The sequence below is a fragment of the Azohydromonas australica DSM 1124 genome, assembly GCF_000430725.1.
Lineage (GTDB): Bacteria > Pseudomonadota > Gammaproteobacteria > Burkholderiales > Burkholderiaceae_C > Azohydromonas > Azohydromonas australica.
Map to the genome: position 1 here is coordinate 139,022 of NZ_KE387213.1, position 17,649 is coordinate 156,670.

At 71.1% G+C, this 17,649-nt stretch carries 17 protein-coding genes; 6 read left to right on the plus strand and 11 right to left on the minus strand.

All coding sequences use genetic code 11. The annotated features are described in order from the left end of the window. Nucleotide 1: 1 nt before the first annotated feature. Nucleotides 2-1,255, minus strand: a complete 1,254-nt coding sequence (locus tag H537_RS0135015) for a polysaccharide pyruvyl transferase family protein (RefSeq protein WP_084151192.1) — start codon at nucleotides 1,253-1,255, stop codon at nucleotides 2-4. A 159-nt stretch (nucleotides 1,256-1,414) separates the two neighbouring features. On the opposite strand from H537_RS0135015, the gene H537_RS0135020 reads away from it, so the two are divergent. Next, on the plus strand, nucleotides 1,415-2,056 hold the full coding sequence (locus tag H537_RS0135020) for a BPSL1445 family SYLF domain-containing lipoprotein (protein ID WP_084151193.1): 642 nt from the start codon (nucleotides 1,415-1,417) through the stop codon (nucleotides 2,054-2,056). A gap of 33 nt (nucleotides 2,057-2,089) precedes the next feature. Here H537_RS0135020 and H537_RS56110 read toward each other — a convergent pair whose 3' ends face one another. Further along, complete coding sequence (locus tag H537_RS56110; protein WP_029001603.1) at nucleotides 2,090-3,280, minus strand: MerR family transcriptional regulator; 1,191 nt, start codon at nucleotides 3,278-3,280, stop codon at nucleotides 2,090-2,092. A gap of 108 nt (nucleotides 3,281-3,388) precedes the next feature. On the opposite strand from H537_RS56110, the gene H537_RS0135030 reads away from it, so the two are divergent. The 4 genes from H537_RS0135030 to H537_RS0135045 all read left to right on the plus strand — a co-directional run bounded on the left by H537_RS0135030 (nucleotide 3,389) and on the right by H537_RS0135045 (nucleotide 6,859). Continuing rightward, nucleotides 3,389-4,435, plus strand: a complete 1,047-nt coding sequence (locus H537_RS0135030) for an NAD(P)/FAD-dependent oxidoreductase (RefSeq protein WP_051244299.1) — start codon at nucleotides 3,389-3,391, stop codon at nucleotides 4,433-4,435. A gap of 3 nt (nucleotides 4,436-4,438) precedes the next feature. Then, on the plus strand, nucleotides 4,439-4,612 hold the full coding sequence (locus H537_RS51820) for a DUF2256 domain-containing protein (protein WP_084151194.1): 174 nt from the start codon (nucleotides 4,439-4,441) through the stop codon (nucleotides 4,610-4,612). A gap of 338 nt (nucleotides 4,613-4,950) precedes the next feature. Continuing rightward, the gene (locus tag H537_RS0135040; protein ID WP_238446922.1) at nucleotides 4,951-5,724 is read left to right on the plus strand and encodes an SDR family NAD(P)-dependent oxidoreductase; all 774 of its coding nucleotides are present in this window, start codon (nucleotides 4,951-4,953) and stop codon (nucleotides 5,722-5,724) included. 136 nt (nucleotides 5,725-5,860) lie between these two features. After that, complete coding sequence (locus tag H537_RS0135045) at nucleotides 5,861-6,859, plus strand: CAP domain-containing protein (protein WP_043461448.1); 999 nt, start codon at nucleotides 5,861-5,863, stop codon at nucleotides 6,857-6,859. A gap of 24 nt (nucleotides 6,860-6,883) precedes the next feature. Here H537_RS0135045 and H537_RS0135050 read toward each other — a convergent pair whose 3' ends face one another. The 5 genes from H537_RS0135050 to H537_RS0135070 all read right to left on the minus strand — a co-directional run bounded on the left by H537_RS0135050 (nucleotide 6,884) and on the right by H537_RS0135070 (nucleotide 11,119). Further along, entirely contained in the window at nucleotides 6,884-8,146 is a 1,263-nt protein-coding gene (locus H537_RS0135050) for a patatin-like phospholipase family protein (protein WP_029001607.1), read from the minus strand. Nucleotides 8,147-8,356: 210 nt separating this feature from the next. Then, on the minus strand, nucleotides 8,357-9,040 hold the full coding sequence (locus tag H537_RS0135055) for a DUF799 domain-containing protein (protein ID WP_043461451.1): 684 nt from the start codon (nucleotides 9,038-9,040) through the stop codon (nucleotides 8,357-8,359). Nucleotides 9,041-9,085: 45 nt separating this feature from the next. Beyond that, nucleotides 9,086-9,454: a DUF4810 domain-containing protein gene (locus tag H537_RS0135060; protein WP_043461453.1), complete on the minus strand. Its 369-nt coding sequence runs from the start codon at nucleotides 9,452-9,454 to the stop codon at nucleotides 9,086-9,088. Further along, nucleotides 9,451-10,137: a CsgG/HfaB family protein gene (locus H537_RS0135065; RefSeq protein ID WP_029001610.1), complete on the minus strand. Its 687-nt coding sequence runs from the start codon at nucleotides 10,135-10,137 to the stop codon at nucleotides 9,451-9,453. The genes H537_RS0135060 and H537_RS0135065 overlap by 4 nt, the downstream gene beginning before the upstream one ends. Nucleotides 10,138-10,291: 154 nt before the next feature. Continuing rightward, nucleotides 10,292-11,119, minus strand: a complete 828-nt coding sequence (locus tag H537_RS0135070; RefSeq protein ID WP_029001611.1) for a 2-keto-4-pentenoate hydratase — start codon at nucleotides 11,117-11,119, stop codon at nucleotides 10,292-10,294. A 266-nt stretch (nucleotides 11,120-11,385) separates the two neighbouring features. Between H537_RS0135070 and H537_RS0135075 the strand changes: the two genes are divergently transcribed. Next, nucleotides 11,386-11,604: a hypothetical protein gene (locus H537_RS0135075; protein WP_029001612.1), complete on the plus strand. Its 219-nt coding sequence runs from the start codon at nucleotides 11,386-11,388 to the stop codon at nucleotides 11,602-11,604. 114 nt (nucleotides 11,605-11,718) lie between these two features. Here H537_RS0135075 and H537_RS55225 read toward each other — a convergent pair whose 3' ends face one another. The 4 genes from H537_RS55225 to dnaN form a co-directional block, all read right to left on the minus strand. Continuing rightward, on the minus strand, nucleotides 11,719-12,144 hold the full coding sequence (locus H537_RS55225) for a hypothetical protein (protein WP_029001613.1): 426 nt from the start codon (nucleotides 12,142-12,144) through the stop codon (nucleotides 11,719-11,721). A gap of 456 nt (nucleotides 12,145-12,600) precedes the next feature. After that, nucleotides 12,601-13,752: a protein NO VEIN domain-containing protein gene (locus tag H537_RS0135085; protein WP_029001614.1), complete on the minus strand. Its 1,152-nt coding sequence runs from the start codon at nucleotides 13,750-13,752 to the stop codon at nucleotides 12,601-12,603. Nucleotides 13,753-13,812: 60 nt separating this feature from the next. Next, a complete protein-coding gene (gyrB, locus tag H537_RS0135090; protein WP_029001615.1) occupies nucleotides 13,813-16,311 on the minus strand; it encodes a DNA topoisomerase (ATP-hydrolyzing) subunit B in 2,499 nt (832 codons plus the stop codon). 85 nt (nucleotides 16,312-16,396) lie between these two features. Then, entirely contained in the window at nucleotides 16,397-17,509 is a 1,113-nt protein-coding gene (dnaN, locus tag H537_RS0135095) for a DNA polymerase III subunit beta (RefSeq protein ID WP_029001616.1), read from the minus strand. Nucleotides 17,510-17,649: the final 140 nt, after the last annotated feature.

Below are 17,649 nucleotides of genomic sequence, written 5' to 3' on the forward strand. Positions count from 1 at the left end.
CTCACGCCGTCCCCAGCGGTCCCAGCACCTCTTCAACACCCTCCAGCACCGCCCCCGCCAGCGCGCGCCCGTGCGCCCGCAGCACCCGCCCGTCCGCCCCCAGCGCCGCGGCCAGTCCCTGGGCCACCTCCCCCACCGCCACGCACCCCGGCAGCCCCGGCAGCTCCCAGGTCTCCACGTAGGCCCGGTGCTTGGCCGCGCCGGTGCCGGATTGCGGCGGCAGCAGGTTCAGCCGCGGCCGGCCGAAGGCGGTGGCGACGATGCGCCCGTGCAGGCTGCTGCCGCAGTAGCCCGCGCTGCCGGCCAGCAGCGCGCAGACGTCCCACAGGTGCACCGACGCCATCACCGCCGCCGGCGCGCGTTGCCGCGCCGCCAGGCGCCGCAGCACCGCCGCGTCGTCGTGCCAGGGCGCGGTGCCGGCTTGGAACAGCACCAGCCCCAGGCCGCGCTCCCGCGCCACGGCGTCCAGCTGCGGCGCCAGCGCGTCCAGCGTCGCGTCGTCGCCGAACTCGGCCGCGAGCTGCAGTGCGAGGTAGCCGCCGGCGAAGCGCTCGTGCAGCGCCGCCACCTCGCCCCGCGCCGCGTGGCGGCGGACCGACGCGCCGAAGAAGCGCGCCACCAGCGCCGCCGGATCGGGCAGCAGCAGCGAGGCCACGCCGGCATCGCGCAGCAGCGCCTGCGTCGCCGCGTCGCGCACCGCCACGCCCTGCATCGCGCGCAGCTTGGCGAGAACTTCCAGCCGCATCCGCCGCGGGCAGCACTCCAGCCCGGCACCGCCCAGGCCCAGCGCCAGCACGGGCGCGAAACGCGGCGCCAGCACGCGCGGCAGCAGGTAGGGCGCGTGGTCGTCCAGCCCCAGGAAGCCGCGCGTCCAGCGCCGGCGCGCCAGCGGCCTCGGCGCGAGGTAGGCGATGGCCGCGTCCGCCGCGTCGGGCGGCAGCAGCATCGCCGCGGCCTGCCAGGCGCTGCAGGTGAGAAGCTGTCCGCCCACGTGCAGCAGCGCCGCGGGTTCTCCTGGCGGCGGCGCCCCGGCCAGCGCCCGGACCCGCGGGCCGCCACTGGCGCGCAGGTCGCGCACCGCCAGGCCGGCGAACACGGCCGGCCGCCCGCGCAGCAGCCGCGCCGCCACCCGCGCCAGCAGCAGGTCGCCGAAGTTGTGGCGGTCATAGGCGCCCAGCAGCACCACGGGCGCGCCCGGGACGGCGGGACCGCCGCGGGGCGAGGGGCCCGGTGCCAAGGGGGATTCCGTGCTCATGCCTGCGTGGCCGCCGTGGGCCTGCAAGGTGGCGGAAAGGTCATGGGCAATCTTCTTGCCCTGAACGGGGCGCCTGGACAGGCGCCGCAGCGTTGCGCGCGCCGTGCCGTGCCGGGCGGGGCCGGTGCCATCGCCGGCGCTAACGCAAGAGGATCCGAGATGAAAAACCACAACCTCCACCACCTGCTTTCGGGCACCGACACCACCCCCCTGCCGCAGGCCGCGCGCCGCGGCGTGCTGGGCGCCCTGGCCGCGGTGCCGCTGCTGCTGGCCGCGGGCTGCACCGTGACACGCGGCGGCGGCAGCAGCGACGACAAGTCCCCCGTGGCGCGGCGCCGCGAGATCGACAGCGCGGCCGACGACACGCTCTCGCGGCTGCGCGAGCAGGTGCGCGGCTCCGGCGAGCTGATGGCCAAGTCGCGCGGCATGCTGGTCTTCCCGCGCATCCTGGCCGCCGGCCTGGTGGTGGGCGGCGAGTACGGCGAGGGCGTGCTGCGCGCGGGCGGACGCTCGCAGGGCTACTACCGCGCCGCCAGCGGCTCCTTCGGCTTCCAGGCCGGGGCGCAGTCCAAGGCGGTGGTGATCCTGTTCCTCACGGACGAGGCGCTGGCCAAGTTCCGCGACAGCAACGGCTGGACCGCCGGTGTGGACGCCTCGGTGGCGCTGGCCAAGATGGGCGCCAACGGCGAGGTGGACACCGCCTCCGTCCGCAACGACGTCGTCGCCTTCGCGATGACCAACGCGGGGCTCATGTACAACCTGACCATCGAGGGGACGAAGATCGCGCGGATGGACCTGTGAAGCCGGGATGAGGGGCCGGCGCGGCGGCCCCCTTCACTCCCCGCCCCCCGGCAGCACCAGCCCCTCCTGCACCGCCAGCCGCTCCAGCGCCTGCTCGAACAGCGCTCGCGCCGTGCCCGCGACCTGGCCCAGGTAGCCGTGCAGCGCGGCGTCGGCCGGGGAGCGGTGGGCGCACTCGGCGCTGTAGCTCTCGAAGCTGGAGAGCTGCATCAGCAGCTCGGCCACGTGGCGCGGGCATTCGCAGCTGATGGTGGTGGACAGCGCGGCGAAGTCCGCCAGCGCCGCGTCGTCCCAGCGCCGCGGCGCCACCACCAGCGGCAGCTCCAGCGGGCTGCACGAGGACTGCAGCCACGACCCCAGCGCCCGGTCGTCCTGCGGCGCGCGCAGCAGCGCCATGCCTGCGGACTCGAAGGCCGCGCACAGCGTGCTGGTGGCGAAGCCGTAGAGCACGTGCACCCGCTGCGCGCCGCTGGCGCGTGCCGCGCCGCGCAGCAGCGGCAGGTCCTGCGGGCGCAGCGAGGCGCACTGCACCAGCAGCGCCTCGGCCGGTGCGCGTGGCGCCATCCGCGCCAGCTCCTCCAGCGTCTCGCACACCGCCACCACGTCCAGCGGCCGGCCGAGCCGGCTGCGCACCACCGGGCGCTCCAGCCGGTGCGCCAGCATCGGGCCCATCACCAGCACCCGCCAGGGCAACACCGAGGCGGCCTGGTCCACCGGCGCCGGGAGCGCCGCGCGGGATTCGCCGCCGGAGAACGCCACCCCGTCCAGGGTCGCCTCCGCATCCTTCGCGGACGCACCGCCCGGTGCCGCGCCGCCCCCCGCCGCCGGCTCGGCAGGCGCGCCTGCGCCGGCCGCCGCGGCACGCTCCTTGGCCGCCGGCAGGCCCACGGCGTCCTGGTGCGGCGCGGCCAGCACGCCGGCGTGGGTGGCGGCCACCTGGCGCAGCGCGTCCAGGTCCAGCGCGGCCAGCGAGCCGATGGCGTGTCCCAGCGCGGTGAGCTGGCGCAGCAGCGACAGCCGCTTCACGTCTGCCGCCGAGTACAGCCGGTGCCCGGCGGCCGAGGTGGCCGGCGAGGCCACGTTGTAGCGGCGCTCCCAAATGCGCAGCGTCGCCACCGGCATGCGCAGCATCCGCGCCACCGCGCCGCTGCGGTAGCGCGGCAGCGCGTCTTCCTCACCCGCCCCGGTGAGCGCCGGGGAACCCGCGTCGTTCTGCTCGACCATGAGGCACCTTTCTTATTGAATCGTTGTTGAATCGGATTATGAGCACTGCATCGTCAGCTATTGCAGTAGTCGAATCGTATTTGAAGCGTCAATGAGTACAGTATCTCCATGTTCTCCTCAATCGTCCTTTCCGGCCGCCCGCCGCGGGTCGCGGTGGTGGGTGCCGGCCTGTCCGGCATCGCCTGCGCGCGGCGCCTGAGCGAGGCGGGCTGCGCGGTGTTCCTGTTCGACAAGGCGCGCGGCGTGGGCGGGCGCATGGCGACGCGGCGCGCGCAGTGGATCGACCCCGACGGCGCGGTGCACCGCGCCACCTTCGACCACGGCACCCCGGCCTTCAGCGCGCGCTCGGCGGCGTTCAGGGCCTTCATCGATGAGGCCGTCGAGGACGGCGTCCTGGCGCGCTGGGAGCCCGTGATGGCGCCCGGCAGTCACCAGAACCTCGACGGTCTCGCCCTTTGGGTGTCCACGCCGGACATGCCGGCGCTGTGCCGCCGGCTGGCCGCGGGCCTGCCGCAGACGCTCTCGCGCCCGGTGGACGAGATCGCGCGCGACGGCCAGGGCGGCTGGCGGCTGCTGGCCCAGGGCGAATTGCTGGGCGACGGCGCCTTCGACGCCGTGGTGCTGGCCATGCCGCCGGCACAGGCCGCGGCGCTGCTGGCGCCCTACCGCGAGGACTGGGCGCGCCAGGCGCGCGCGGTGCCGATGCAGCCCTGCTGGACGCTCATGGCCGCCGAACCCGGCGAGCCCCCGCCCTGGGACGCCGCCTGGCCGCAGCGCGGGCCGCTGGCGTGGGTGGTGCGCCAGGACGCCCGGCCCGGGCGCCCGGCCGGCGGCGGCATGAACCACTGGGTGGCGCACGCCACCGCGGCATGGAGCGCGACCTTCCTGGAAAGCGCTGCCGACACGGTGCAGGCGCTGCTGCAGGACGCGCTGGCCGAGGCGCTGGGCCGCCGCCCGCGCTGGGCCCACGCCGCCGTGCACCGCTGGCGCTACGCCCTGGCGCCGCGCAGCGAGGGCGCCCGCCAGCCCTGCTGGTGGGACCCGGCGCTGAGCCTGGGCGTGTGCGGCGACTTCCTCGGCGGGGCCGGCGTGGAAGGTGCCTGGCTCTCGGGCCGCGCCCTGGCGGCGGCCATCGCGCCGGGCGCCACGGCCTGAGCCATGGACGTGCCGCGCGGCTTCAAGGGCAACAAGCAGGCGCTGCCGCGCAAGCCCTGCGCCGCCTGCGGGCGCGAGATGAGCTGGCGCCGGCGCTGGGCGCGCACCTGGGACGAGGTGCGCTACTGCTCGGAGCGCTGCCGGCAGCAGCGCGCAGGCGGCCATGGCCCGGGCTGAGGCGGCCCCGGGGCCTGTGGCCGGCAGGTGTTGCGGAACCACACGGCCCGGGACGGCATCCACCCAGGCAGGCGCGGGTTGCGCACCCCCTGCCTGCGCGCCCGCGAAGGCGGGCATCCACGAACGCCGGGGCGGCGTCTTCGCCGGTGCATCGGAGACGGACCGCGATACGGCACGTGCTCCAGCGGCACGCGTGGGTGCCCGCCTTCGCGGGCGTTTCTTCAGGCCCCTCCGGTCACGCCCCGGGCCCTTCCCTCGCCTTTTTCCAGGGATGCCGCTTGCCCTGCGGTGAGTGAACGAAGACTTCCCAACGCTCTGCAGCGAATTGGAGTACCGCGATGAGCATGACGACGGACCTGCTGCCCCCCGATGGAACGCCGCAGGTGGCACTGGTGACGGGAGCGCGCGGCGGCATCGGCCGCGCGGTGGTGGCGCAGCTGCGCGCGCAGGGCCACCGCGTGGCGGCCGTCGGGCGCGACGCCCACAAGCTGGCCGAGGTACAGGCGCACGCCCACATTGCCGCAGACACGACCACGCCCGAAGGCGCCGCCGCGGCGGTGGCCGAGTGCTGGAGCACGCTGGGCGGCGCGCCCACGCTGCTGGCGCACTGCGTGGGCAGCACGCTCATCGCCCCGCTGCACCGCAGCGAGCCGCCGCAGATGCGCGAGCTGCTGCGCGTGAACCTGGAGAGCGCGCTGTTCGTGCTGCAGGCCTGGATCGACCCGCTGCGCGGCGCGGGGCGGCCGGGCGCGGCGGTGCTGGTGTCCAGCGTGGTGGCGCGCGTGGGCGTGGCCAACCACGAGGCCATCGCCGCGGCCAAGGGCGGCGTGGAGGCGCTGGTGCGCGGCGCCGCCGCGACCTACGCGCCGCTGGGGCTGCGCATCAACGCCGTGGCGCCGGGCATGACGGCCACGCCGCTGACGGCCAGGCTGCTGGGCATGCCGGCGCAGTACGAGGGCGCGGCGCGGCAGGCGCCGCTGGGCGGTGTGCAGAGCGCCGAGGAGGTGGCCGAGGCCATCTGCTGGCTGCTGTCCTCGCGCGCGGCCCGGGTGACGGGACAGGTGCTGCCGGTGGACGGCGGCTTCACGGCGGTGCGCCCGCTGGTGAAGTAAGCCCGCCAGGGCCCCGACAATGCCCCGCGGCACGCATGCGCCTGCATGCGCGCGGCGATCATGTGCCGGGGCGCCAGGCCCCGACGCCCTCCCGTGCCGCCCGCGGCCGCCTCATCCACCCTTCCAGGACCTGCCGATGCTGCCCACCCCGCGCCCGACTCGCCGTTTCCACTTGGCCGCCTGTGCGCTGGCCGCCGCACTGCTTGCCGCCTGTGGCGGTGGCGGCGGCAGTGACGGCGGCTCGGTGCTGCCGGACGTGCAGCCGCAGCCCGTCAACCCGAGCGTGCCGGCGGCCAGCTACACCGACGCGTCGCAGCTGGCGCTGTACCAGCAGCTCAACACCGTGCGGCTGGGAGCCGGCGCCGGCGCGGCGCGGCAGGACGTGCGCCTGGACCGGTCGGCGGCCAAGCACCTGGACTACCTGCGCATCAACGGCGTGGCGGCCGGCCATGGTGAGCAGCCCGGGCTGCAGGGCTACACCGGCAGCACGCCCGGCGCGCGGGTCACGGCGGCCGGCTACGCCTGGAGCATCGTCAGCGAGGACTTGGCCTGGGGCACCGCCTTCACGCCGCTGCAGTGCCTGGACCTGCTGCTGTCCAGCGTCTACCACCTGGCGAGCCTGATGGGAGAGCAGGTGGACATGGGCGTGGCCTACGGTCCGGCGGGCGGCGTCAACGGCTGCGTCTTCAATTTCGGCGTGCCTTTGGGTGGCGCGGCGCAGCTGCCGGCCTCCGGCGTGGTGAAGGCCTATCCCTACCCCGGCCAGCGCGCCGTGGCCACCACCTTCGTGCCCGCCACCGAGTCACCCAACCCCATGCCCGACGTGGGCAGCCGCAGCGTGGGACAGCCGGTGTTCGTCTCCATGCGCGCGCTGGGCGCCAGCGACGGTGCGGGCTACACGGTGAGCGCGTTCACGCTGCGCGACGCCGCGGGCACCGCGGTGGCGGCGCGGCTGATCGCCAACGCCACCAGCGGCCCGGGCGTGACGGCCGACCCGGTGCGGCAGCTGCGCGCCGGCGAGGTGTTCCTGGTGCCGCTGTCGCCGCTGGCCCCGGGCAGCACCTACACGGCCAGCTTCTCCGGCCGCAACGGCAGCGTGCCGTACGCGGCGACGTGGCAGTTCACGACGCGGTGAGCGAAGGCCCGGCGGCAGCCGGGCTCACGCCCCCATTGCCTTGCGGTGCTCCAGGAACTCCAGCGCCGCCTCGCGCCCCAGCGCGTCGAGCTCGGACAGGAACAGCGGGCTGCGCAGCAGCTTGGTGGCGTAGTCCAGCAGTTGCGTGTGCACGCGCGGGGTCTGGTACTTGACCTCGCGCCAGTCCCCTTCGGGCGCGCCCGGGTGCTCCGGCACGTCGGACCAGCCGTCCAGCGCGATGCCCCAGAGCTGCACCTTCTTGTAGCGGTCGCGCCCGGCGGCGGACAGGGCGCCGCTGTCGTGCATGGCGTTGACGCGGCGGATGAAGCGCTTCTCCTGCTCCAGCGACAGGTTGCCGGCCAGCTCGTTGCGGCGGTCGGCGATCTCGGTGGGGCGCGTGGGCGGCTCGATGGCGATGCGCCCCGCCCCGTTGCGCCGCGCCACGGGGTTGATGCGCACGATCCAGATCTCGTCGGGCTTGGCCTCGCGATCACTGAAGCCCAGGAAGTCGCTGATGGGCGGGTTCTGCGACAGCAGCCCGTCCCAGTAGTAGGCCGCGGCGGGCTCGGCGCTGTCCTCGGGCGCCGTGCCCTGGGCGTGGCGCGCCGCCTTCATGGGCGTGGCGATGCCCACGGAAGGGAACAGGTCCGGCAGCGCGGTGGAGGCCACCACCTGGTCCAGCAGCGGCGGGTGGGCGGGCGTGCCGATGAAGGGCTCGAACACGCCCTGGTTGACGTTGGCCGCGCCGATGAGCAGCACGGGGAAGTTCACCGGCGCCTTGTGCAGCGACTTCAGCCGCGCGCGGTGCAGGCCGCCCGCGGCCTCGGCCAGCGGCTGCAGGAAGGCAAGGTCGCCGGCGGCCTCCTCGATCTGCGCGCGCATGTGGGCCTGGATGGCGCGCGTGGCGGCGCTGGGCGTGGAGGCCGAGGCCAGCGCGGGCATGGCGCTCTCCATGCTGGCCATGCCGACCACGGCGAGGTTGGTGAGCAAGTCGTAGGGGAAGCGGCCGAAGAGCTGCGCGGCGTTGTTCTTCCAGAAGCGCTCCACCGCCAGCGGCTCGTCATCGGCGAAGCGGCGGCCCTGGCGGATGCGCAGCAGGTCCAGCCAGGCGAGGTAGGCGCTGACGGCGCCGCCGGAGGTGCCGCTCAGGCCCACGACCTCGTGGCCGTCGAGCACCAGGCGCTGTTGCGCATCGACGTGCACGCGGCGCAGCAGCGCGGCCAGCACGCCGCCGGTGAACGCGCAGTGCGAGCCCCCGCCCTGGCAGGCGATGGCGATCTTTTTCATGGGGGGCCCCCTTCGACGACGTCCCGGAACGCGGGCCTGCCGCAGCGGCGCCGCACCGGGTGTCCCGCCCGGCGGGGCGGATTTTCGGCCGGCGCGGCGGCCCGGCAGGCCGGGTGCGCCCATGGCGCGCCCGGGAAGGCGCGCGGGGCGTGAAATCTGCACTCGGGCCGGGCCGTGCGATGCACCGCGACAGCGAGTGCCGGCGCCGCGTCAGTCCTTCTGGTAGTTGGGCGAGCGCGGCCCGTACAGCACGCCGTTGGGCCGCGGTGCGCCCAGCAGGCGCTGGCTCGCCAGGCCGGCGTAGTTGTAGCTGGCGTCGGTGGCGGTGCCGACGATCTGGTTCACCACCGCCTTGACCAGCAGGCCCACCAGGCCGCCCTGGCTGGAGTTGTCGCCCTCCGCGGAAGAGGCCGCGGCCTGGCCTTGCCACAGCAGCTGGCCCGAGCGCAGGTCCACGATGCGGGCCTCGGCCGCGACCATCGTGACGCTGCTGATGACGTTGTAGGTGGTGCCGTAGCGCGTGACGCGCAGGTACACGGCCGCATCGGCGCCGAAGATCTCGCGCAGCTTCTCGGGCGCGACGCCGTGGATCTCGTCGGGGACGGTAAGCCCGTTCTGCTTGAAGGTCTCGTCCACCAGCGTGACGGGCAGCACGTAGTAGCCGGCCTCGGCCAGCGGCAGCGTGACCTGGGACATCACCGCCGGCGAGGCCTTGAGGTCGGTGGCCGTGCTCACCGGCGGCAGCACCAGCAGCGACGCCGGGCGGCTTTGCTTGAAGGCGACGTAGTCGTAAGGCTGCTGCGTGGCGCAGGCGCCCAGCAGGGCGACCACGGCGCCCAGGCCCAGCCACCGGGCACCGCGCGACGCGCGCGCGGCCAGGGAGGAAGAAGTCATGCGGATTCCCGGATGCGAGAAAGAGGAAGGCTCGGGGCGCGGCGCTCAGGACTTGCGCGCGGCGAAGCCCTTGAGCAGGAAGTCCATGTAATGCGCCGACTCGGGGAAGGCCGCCTTTTCCGCTTCCAGCGCCTGGCGGGCCTCGTCGGGACGGTCGAGCTGCAGGTACAGCAGGCCCAGGTGCGCGCGGAAGCCCGGCGGCAGCGCCGCGCCGCCGGCGCGGGCCTTCTCGGCCTGGGCCTCCAGCAGGCTCAGCTGGTCCGACGCCGTGGCGCCCTCGCCCTTGAGGTGCTCGTACACCTGGCGCTGGTAGCCCTCCCACTGGTAGAGCGACGCGGGGCGGTTGGCGCAGCCGGCCATCAGCCCGGCCAGGGCCAGCGCGGCGGCCAGCCCAGTCGTGCGCAGGCGGCTCACCGCTGCGCCCCTTGCGGGCCCCAGGCGCCGTTCTGCAGGCCGGCGACGAGGTCGTCCACGGCCTGGCGGATGGCCAAGTCCAGCACCTTGCCGTTGAGCGTGGCGTCGTAGCCGGCGGTGCCGCCGAAGCCGACCACCTCGCGGTTGCTGAGCTCGTACTCGCCGGCGCCGCGCGCGGAGTACACGACCTCGGAAGTCTGGCTGTTGACCACGTTGAGCGTGACCTTGGCGTAGGCCAGCTGCGACTTGCCGCGGCCCAGCAGGCCGAAGAGCTGCTGGTCGCCAGTCTCCTTGCGGCCGAATTCGGAGATGTCGCCGGTGATGACGAAATCCGCGCCGCGGATGTTCTGCGCCTGGGACTTGAACTGCGCCTCCTGCTTCAGCTCGGAGAGGTTGTCGCGGTCGAGCACGTTGAAGCGCTGCGACTGCTGCAGGTGGGCGATGAGCGTGGTCTTGGCCTGGCTGCCGAGGCGGTCCACCCCGTCGCTGAAGATGCCGCGCATGAAGTTGGAGCGGTTGTCGAACTTGCCCACCGACATGGGCAGCCGCACGCCGCGGTAGGTGGAGGCGGTGGCGGCGGACTCGACCTTGGCCACGGCCACGGAGCGCGAGGACTCGGTGGCGCAGCCACCCACCAGGAATGCCAGCGCCGCCGTGGCCAGCGCGATGCGAACGGATGCCATGAGAACTTCTCCCAACAAATTCGAGTGGTTTCAGAACGGCACGCGCGGCCCGCGGCCCGCATGCGTGTAACTGAATATTGTCGTTGGAGAAATCCCTGCCGCCGCTGACACGCTGCCGGTCCGGCTGACCGGGCTCAAGGCGCGGTGCGGGCAGTCAGGCGTCCATGTCCAGCCGGAGGCCGGGCAGCGCGACGCCCTGCAGCGCCGTGTGCCAGCGCTCGCCCGGCTGCAGCGGCGGCGCGATGGTGACGGTGCCGGTGGTGACGATCTCGCCGGCTTCCAGCGGCGGCGCCAGGGGCTGCTGGTCCAGCAGCCGCAGCAGGTGGGCCAGCGCCTCCAGCGGGCTGCCCAGCACGTGGCTGCCGCGGCCCAGGGCGGCGGGTTCGCCGTTGCGGAAAAGCTCCAGCTGGAAGTCGCGCAGCGCCGCGACCGGGTCGGGGCCGAGCGCGGACACGGGCAGCGGCGCGCCGATGATCAGCGCGCCATGCAGCACCTGGTCCACGACGGCATCGGGCGCCTGGAACCGCCAGCTCGGGAAGTGCGACTGCACGATCTCGAAGCCGTGCGCCACCCACTCGACGCACTCCAGCAGCGCCTGCAGATCGCTGCGCGCCTCGGCCGGCGGGGTGCGGTGCAGGCGAAAGACGATCTCCGGCTCGATGCGCGCCTCGGCGAAGCGGCCCAGGCCGCACACCCCCGCCTGGGAGGCGAGCTGGGTGACGCTGCCGTCGTAGAGCCAGGCCCACACCGGCGCGCGCACGCCGTAGAGGGCCCACATGTCCGGGTTGGTGAAGCCGAGCTTGCGGCCCACGGGACGCTCCCCACGGGCCAGCCGCGCCGCGTGCACCAGGGCGGCGACGGCGTAGGCGTCGTCCAGGTCGAAGCCGGGGATGCGCGCGCTGAAGGGTTCCACCTGGCGCGCCTCGGCCTGCGCGGCCTGGATCTCGTCGGCGATGTCCTGGAGCTGGAGAGAACTGAGCATGGCGGCGCCTTTCGTGCGGACCTGGAGGGCGGGTCGCCGATTGGACCCGTACCGCCCTCCGCCGCGCAGGCACCCGCAGCGTGGCAGGGAAGACACAAGGGCCGTGAAATCCGCACCCTTGGCGGCCGATGGGTGCAGCAAGGGGGTTACCGAGCGGGGTGCTTTGGATTAGGGTTAACCCTAGATGCCGGGATACGCTGCCGGAGCACGCAACGGGCGTTGCGTGCCGCAGAGAGGGATCCCGCTCTCACAAGGAGTATTGCGACATGAGCGCCATCGTGACCCTGCCCACCTTCCGCACCCTGGGCACTGCCGTCGTCACGGGACTGGGAACGGTCCTGAGGGAGTCGTGGAACCTGGTGCAGGCCCTGGACCACACCCATGTCCGCACCGAGATGCTGGAGATGGCCGGCCAGCTTCAGCAGAGCGACCCGGCCAATGCCCGGCGGCTGCGGCGGGCGGCGTATGAGAGCTGGATGAATTGAGGACGAAGGGCGCAACAGGCGCCTGCAGCGATGGGCCGTAGCAAACGCGATTTCGGGTTTTGTACGGCCCATGCTGGTGTGACAAGGACTTGGCGCAGCGCCAAGCACGGAGCCTCACTGCTGCACGCAGCGCTCCATCCCGAAGTTGCCGCCCTTGAACTCGGGCTCGAAGTAGAACTTGCTGAAGCTCCACTTGCCGGCCTTGTTCTTCGTGAACGAGGCGATGCCGGTGCCGTAGTCCTTGGTGCTCTGGTCAGCGAGGGCGAAGTGGATCGCCACGTCCTTGCCGCGCGCCGCGGCCTGGCCCAGGTAGGCGCCGTAGCCCGGCACCTCCAGCTTGAACTTGTAGGCGCCGTAGACGCCGGTGCTCTGCGTACGTACCAGCTCCATCGTCACGGTGCCGGTGTAGTCGCCCTCGTGGTCGTCCTTGCCGGTGCAGGCATAGGTGCCGGAGTAGTCGGGGCCGGTGTAGGGCTCGGGCTTGGCTTGGGCGGTGGCGCAGAGGAGGAGCGACAACGCGAGGGCGGAGAGTTTCTTCATGGGTTTCTCGGACGAATTGAGCGAGTTGATTTATTGAAATGACTTCAGGGCTGGCGGGACTGGATGCGTAAATTTTACGACCGGTCTTTTATCGACCTGTTTTCGCTCGTATGCCAACTCGCTGGAGAACAGGAAAGAAACTCCTGGCCGCAAGCTGTTTCGTCCTGCTGACCACTCCGTCATCCCCGCGCAGGAGCACTGGTGTCCGGGGAAAATATGTTCAGGTCGTATCCTGTAAGCCAGGGCGCCACGCCTCCTACTCCGTCATCCCCGCGCAGGCGGGGATCCAGGCGGTCCCACGCCAGAGCGAAGCACAGGTGCAGCGAACCACACCACAAACCTTCTGCATGCCGATTCACCAGCTCAAGACCAACTTGGGACCGCCTGGATTCCCGCCTTCGCGGGAATGACGAAGTAACTATCGAACCGCTTCAGCTTCCGAGAAGCCAAAACCCCTCACCCGAAACTCGCCCGATACGTCGTCGGATCCAGCGCGCAATGGCTCTCGATCGGCCCGGCCAGCTCGAACAGCCGCGGCGCCTGCCTGAAATCGAACAGGCGGTACAGCCTGAATTCCTCCGGCCGGCTGCGGGCGAAGCGCACTTCATTGGCCGAGACGAAGAAGGGCGTGCGCTCGCCGAAACTCGTGGTCTTGACCTCGATGAAACGCTCCGAGCCGTCGGTTTCGAAGGAGCGGATGTCGTAGCCCAGGCCGTCGCCCTGGGTCTGCGAGACGTGCTCAACTTTTTCAGCCAGCTGCCCGACACCCAATTCAATAAGCCGCCAGCGCTCGAAACGCAGTGCGAATTCCTCGCCGGCCAAGCCCAGGGAGCGGTTCTGGGATTCGCGCTCCAGGTAATCGCGCTTGATCGGCGGGCGGGCGACGTAAGCGGCGTCCTCGTCTCTCGCGGCCATCCTCGCCGGAGGCGCAGGCGCCTTGACCTTCCTGAAATCCTCGAACTCCGCCGGCACCACCGGCATTTCCACGGCCGAGAGCGCAGCCCGGTCCAGTTCCTTGTACCGGCCGGCCTGCTCGGACACTATCTCGGTCAGCAGGCGGCGCTGGAAATTGACCCGGGGCTTGTAGCCGCGGAGATAAGGAAACCCCAGCTCGACCAGTACCGCGCTGATGTTGGCGTGCTTGAACTCGATGGAGCCATTGGACCGGCCGGGCAAATGCTCCAGCAGGCGCTTGCGGTGCGCGGTCTTGTTGTAGCGCTGGCCGGTCAGCTCGCGTGTGAGCATGTCCAGATAGTCGGCCACGATCAGCTCGACTTCGCGGCGGGTCCAGTCTTCGCCGGCGCTGGCGCTGGATTTGTGGATCACCTTGAATCCCAGGGACTGCAACAGCGGCACCACCGTGGCATCGCCGCCGGAAAACTCCTCCGGCTTCAGGGCGCCCTGCTCGGGAAACTGGTAGCCGAAGGCGACGCCGACGATGGCTTTGGAATCGGCTTCGATGCCGGTTCGGGGGTCGATGACGAAATAGTCGCGGGCGGGTTTGAAGCCGTACTTCTGCAGAAAATCTGCGCGACCAAGACCCACAAACTCATCCAGTGCATCCTGAATGGCGGCCGGGCGACTGAGGCGTGAGAGAAAGCGACTCACAGATTAAATAGCAGGGAAGACACAAAGAAACGGCTCCTTTCGGAGCCGTTTTTTCACACATCAAGCGTCGATATTCGCCGCCCTCAACGCATTGGTTTCGATGAAGTCGCGCCGCGGCTCCACCTCATCCCCCATCAGCATCGTGAACACGCGGTCGGCCTCGATGGCGTCCTCGATCTGCACGCGCAGCAGGCGGCGCACGGTTGGGTCCATGGTGGTTTCCCAGAGCTGCGCGGGGTTCATCTCGCCCAGGCCCTTGTAGCGCTGGCGGCCGACGCTGTTCTCGGCCTGGCCCATCAGCCACGCCATCGCGGCGCGGAAGTCCGCCACCTTCTGCTCCTTGGCGCGGTCGCCCTCCCCGCGCCGAGCCACCGCGTCCGGGCCCAGCAGGCCCTTGAAGGTGATGCCGGCCTTGCTCAGCGCCTCGTAGTCGGCGCCGTGCACGAAGTCCTGCGTGATCACGCTGCTCTTCAGGTTGCCGTGGTGCCGGCGGCTGATGCGCAGCTGGTGCTTGTCGGTGCGCTCGTCGAACTCGGCGGCCACCTCGGCGTCGTGCAGCGCGGCCTTGAGCGCCGCGGCGCTGGCTTCGGATGCGCCGGCGCTGTCCAGGTCCAGCGTCAGGCCGTCGGCGATGGCGCGCAGCGCCTCCACGTCCATCCAGTTCTGCAGGCGCTCGATCACGTTGCTGGCCTGCACGTAGGCGCGCGCCTTCTCTTCCAGATCGGTGCCGGTGATGGCGGCACGGCCGTCGCCCGGGTCGATCGAGGCGCCGTCCAGCGCCACGCGCATCAGGTACACGTCCAGCTCGGCCGCGTCCTTGAGGTACTGCTCCTGCTTGCCGTGCTTGACCTTGTAGAGCGGCGGCTGCGCGATGTAGATGTGGCCGCGCTCGACCAGGTCGGGCATCTGCCGGTAGAAGAAGGTCAGCAGCAGCGTGCGGATGTGGGCGCCGTCCACGTCCGCGTCGGTCATGATGATGATGCGGTGGTAGCGCAGCTTGTCGGGGTTGAAGTCATCCCCGCCCATGCCCTTGCCGATGCCCGTGCCCAGCGCCGTGATCAGCGTCAGGATCTCGTTGGAGCTCAGCAGCTTCTCGTAGCGCGCCTTCTCCACGTTCAGGATCTTGCCGCGCAGCGGCAGGATCGCCTGGAACTTGCGGTCCCGGCCCTGCTTGGCCGAGCCGCCGGCGCTGTCGCCCTCCACGATGTAGATCTCGCACAGCGCCGGGTCCTTCTCCTGGCAGTCGGCCAGCTTGCCGGGCAGGCCCAGGCCGTCGAGGACGCCCTTGCGGCGCGTCATCTCGCGCGCCTTGCGCGCGGCCTCGCGGGCGCGTGCGGCCTCGACGATCTTGCCGCACACGATCTTGGCGTCGGTGGGGTTCTCCAGCAGCCACTCGTTGAGCTTGGAGGCGACGATGTCCTCCACCGGGCCGCGCACCTCGGAACTCACCAGCTTGTCCTTGGTCTGGCTGGAGAACTTGGGCTCCGGCACCTTGACGCTGATGACGCAGGCCAGGCCCTCGCGCATGTCGTCACCGCTGATCTCGACCTTGGCCTTCTTGGCCAGCTCGTTGTCCTCGATGTACTTGTTCATCACCCGCGTCATCGCCGCGCGCAACCCCGTGAGGTGCGTGCCGCCGTCGCGCTGCGGGATGTTGTTGGTGAAACAGAGGACTTGCTCGCTGTAGCCCTCGTTCCACTGCATCGCCACCTCGACGGCGATGTTGGTGGCGTTGTCGCTCATCTTCTCGCCGGTGGCGTGGAAGACGTTGGGGTGCAACGTGCGCTTGCCGGTGTTGATGAACTCCACGAAGCCGCGCACGCCGCCGGCGTAGGCAAAGTCGTCTTCCTTGGCGTTGCGCTCGTCGACGAGCTTGATCTTCACGCCGTTGTTCAGGAACGAGAGCTCGCGCAGGCGCTTGGCCAGCACGTCGTAGTGGAAGTCGACGTTGGTGAAGATCGTCTCGTCGGGCAGGAAGTGCACCTCGGTGCCGCGCTTCTCGGTCTCGCCGGTGATCTTCATCGGGCGGATCTCGAAGCCGTCACGCTGCTCGATCACCCCGTCCTGCGGCACGCCGCGCTTGAACTCCAGCAGGTGCACCTTGCCGTCGCGGCGCACCGTCAGGCGCAGCGACTTCGAGAGCGCGTTGACGCAGGACACGCCCACGCCGTGCAGGCCGCCCGAGACCTTGTAGCTGTTCTGGTTGAACTTGCCGCCGGCGTGCAGCTCGGTCAGCGCGATCTCCGCGGCCGAGCGCTTGGGCTCGTGCTTGTCGTCCATCTTCACGCCGGTGGGAATGCCGCGGCCGTTGTCGATGACGGAGATGGAGTTGTCCGAGTGGATGGTGACGATGATGTCGTCGCAGTACCCGGCCAGCGCCTCGTCGATGGAGTTGTCCACCACTTCGAACACCAGATGGTGCAGGCCGGTGCCGTCGGAGGTGTCGCCGATGTACATGCCGGGGCGCTTGCGCACCGCCTCCAGGCCTTCAAGGATCTGGATGCTGCCTTCGCCGTAGCCGCCGTCGCCCTGGATTTGAGGAGTGTTCTGGTCGCTCATGTGCTGTCTCGCGGGGCCCGCGGCGCGCGGCGCAGGGGCCCATAAAAATGCCGAAGCGGGCTCGCGGCCCGCTGTGTGTGTGTCGTCAGATGCGCATCGGCATCACGACGTACTTGAAGTCGTCTCGCTCCGGGAGCGTGATCAGCGCGCTGGCGTTGGCGTCCTGCAGCTCGACCTTGACCATGTCCTGGTCCATGTTGGCCAGCGCGTCCATCAGGTACGTGACGTTGAAGCCGATCTCGATGGCGTCGCCGTTGTAGTCGATCTCCAGCTCTTCCTTCGCCTCTTCCTGCTCCGCGTTGCTGGAGGCGATGCGCAGCAGCCCCGGCTCAATGTTGACGCGCACGCCCTTGAACTTGTCGCTGGTCATGATCGCGGCGCGCTGCAGGCTCGCCAGCAGCGGCGCGCGGCCCAGCGTGACGCTGTTGCGGTGGTTCTTGGGGATGACGCGGTTGTAGTCGGGGAACTTGCCCTCGACCAGCTTGGTGACGAACTCCATGCCCGAGAACGCGAACTTGGCCTGGTTGCCGGCAAAGCGCATCTCGATGGCGTCCTCCTCCTTGCCGTCCTTGAGCAGCCGCATCAGCTCCAGCACGGTCTTGCGCGGAAGGATCACTTCCTGCTTCGGGATTTCCGCCTCCAGCGTGGCCTGCGCCAGCGCCAGGCGGTGGCCGTCGGTGGCCACCAGCGTGAGCTTCTTGCCCTCGGCCACGAACAGGATGCCGTTGAGGTAGTAGCGGATGTCGTGCACCGCCATGGCGAAGTGCACCTGGTCGATCAGCCCGCGCAGCACCTTCTGCGGCACCGAGAAGGCCGGGCCGTAGTCGGCGGCTTCCTGCACCAGCGGGAAGTCCTCGGCCGGCAGCGTCTGCAGCGTGAAGCGGCTCTTGCCGCCCTGCAGCGTGAGCTTGTTCTGGCTGGCAGACAGCGACACGACCTGGTCGGCGGGCAGGGTGCGCAGGATGTCGATGAGCTTGCGCGCGCCCACCGTCGTGGCGAAGGCGCCCGCGTCGCCGCCGAGTTGCGCGTGGGTGCGCACCTGGATCTCCAGGTCGCTGGTGGTCAGCTCGATGTCGTCGCCGTTCTTGCGCAGCAGCACGTTGGCGAGGATCGGCAGCGTGTGGCGGCGCTCGACGATGCCGGAGACCGCCTGCAGCGCCCCCAGCAGTTGTTCCTGGGGTGCCTTCAGAACAATCATGTCGTCCTCTTTGCTTTGATTTGGGAAATCTGTCTATTTTCGCCCGGCGCGGGGGCCTTTCACTTGCTGGCAAGCAGCGATCCGCAGGGCAGCCGGGCCGAGAGCGTCAAGCCGGGAGAGGCCCCGGCGCGCCTCCGGGG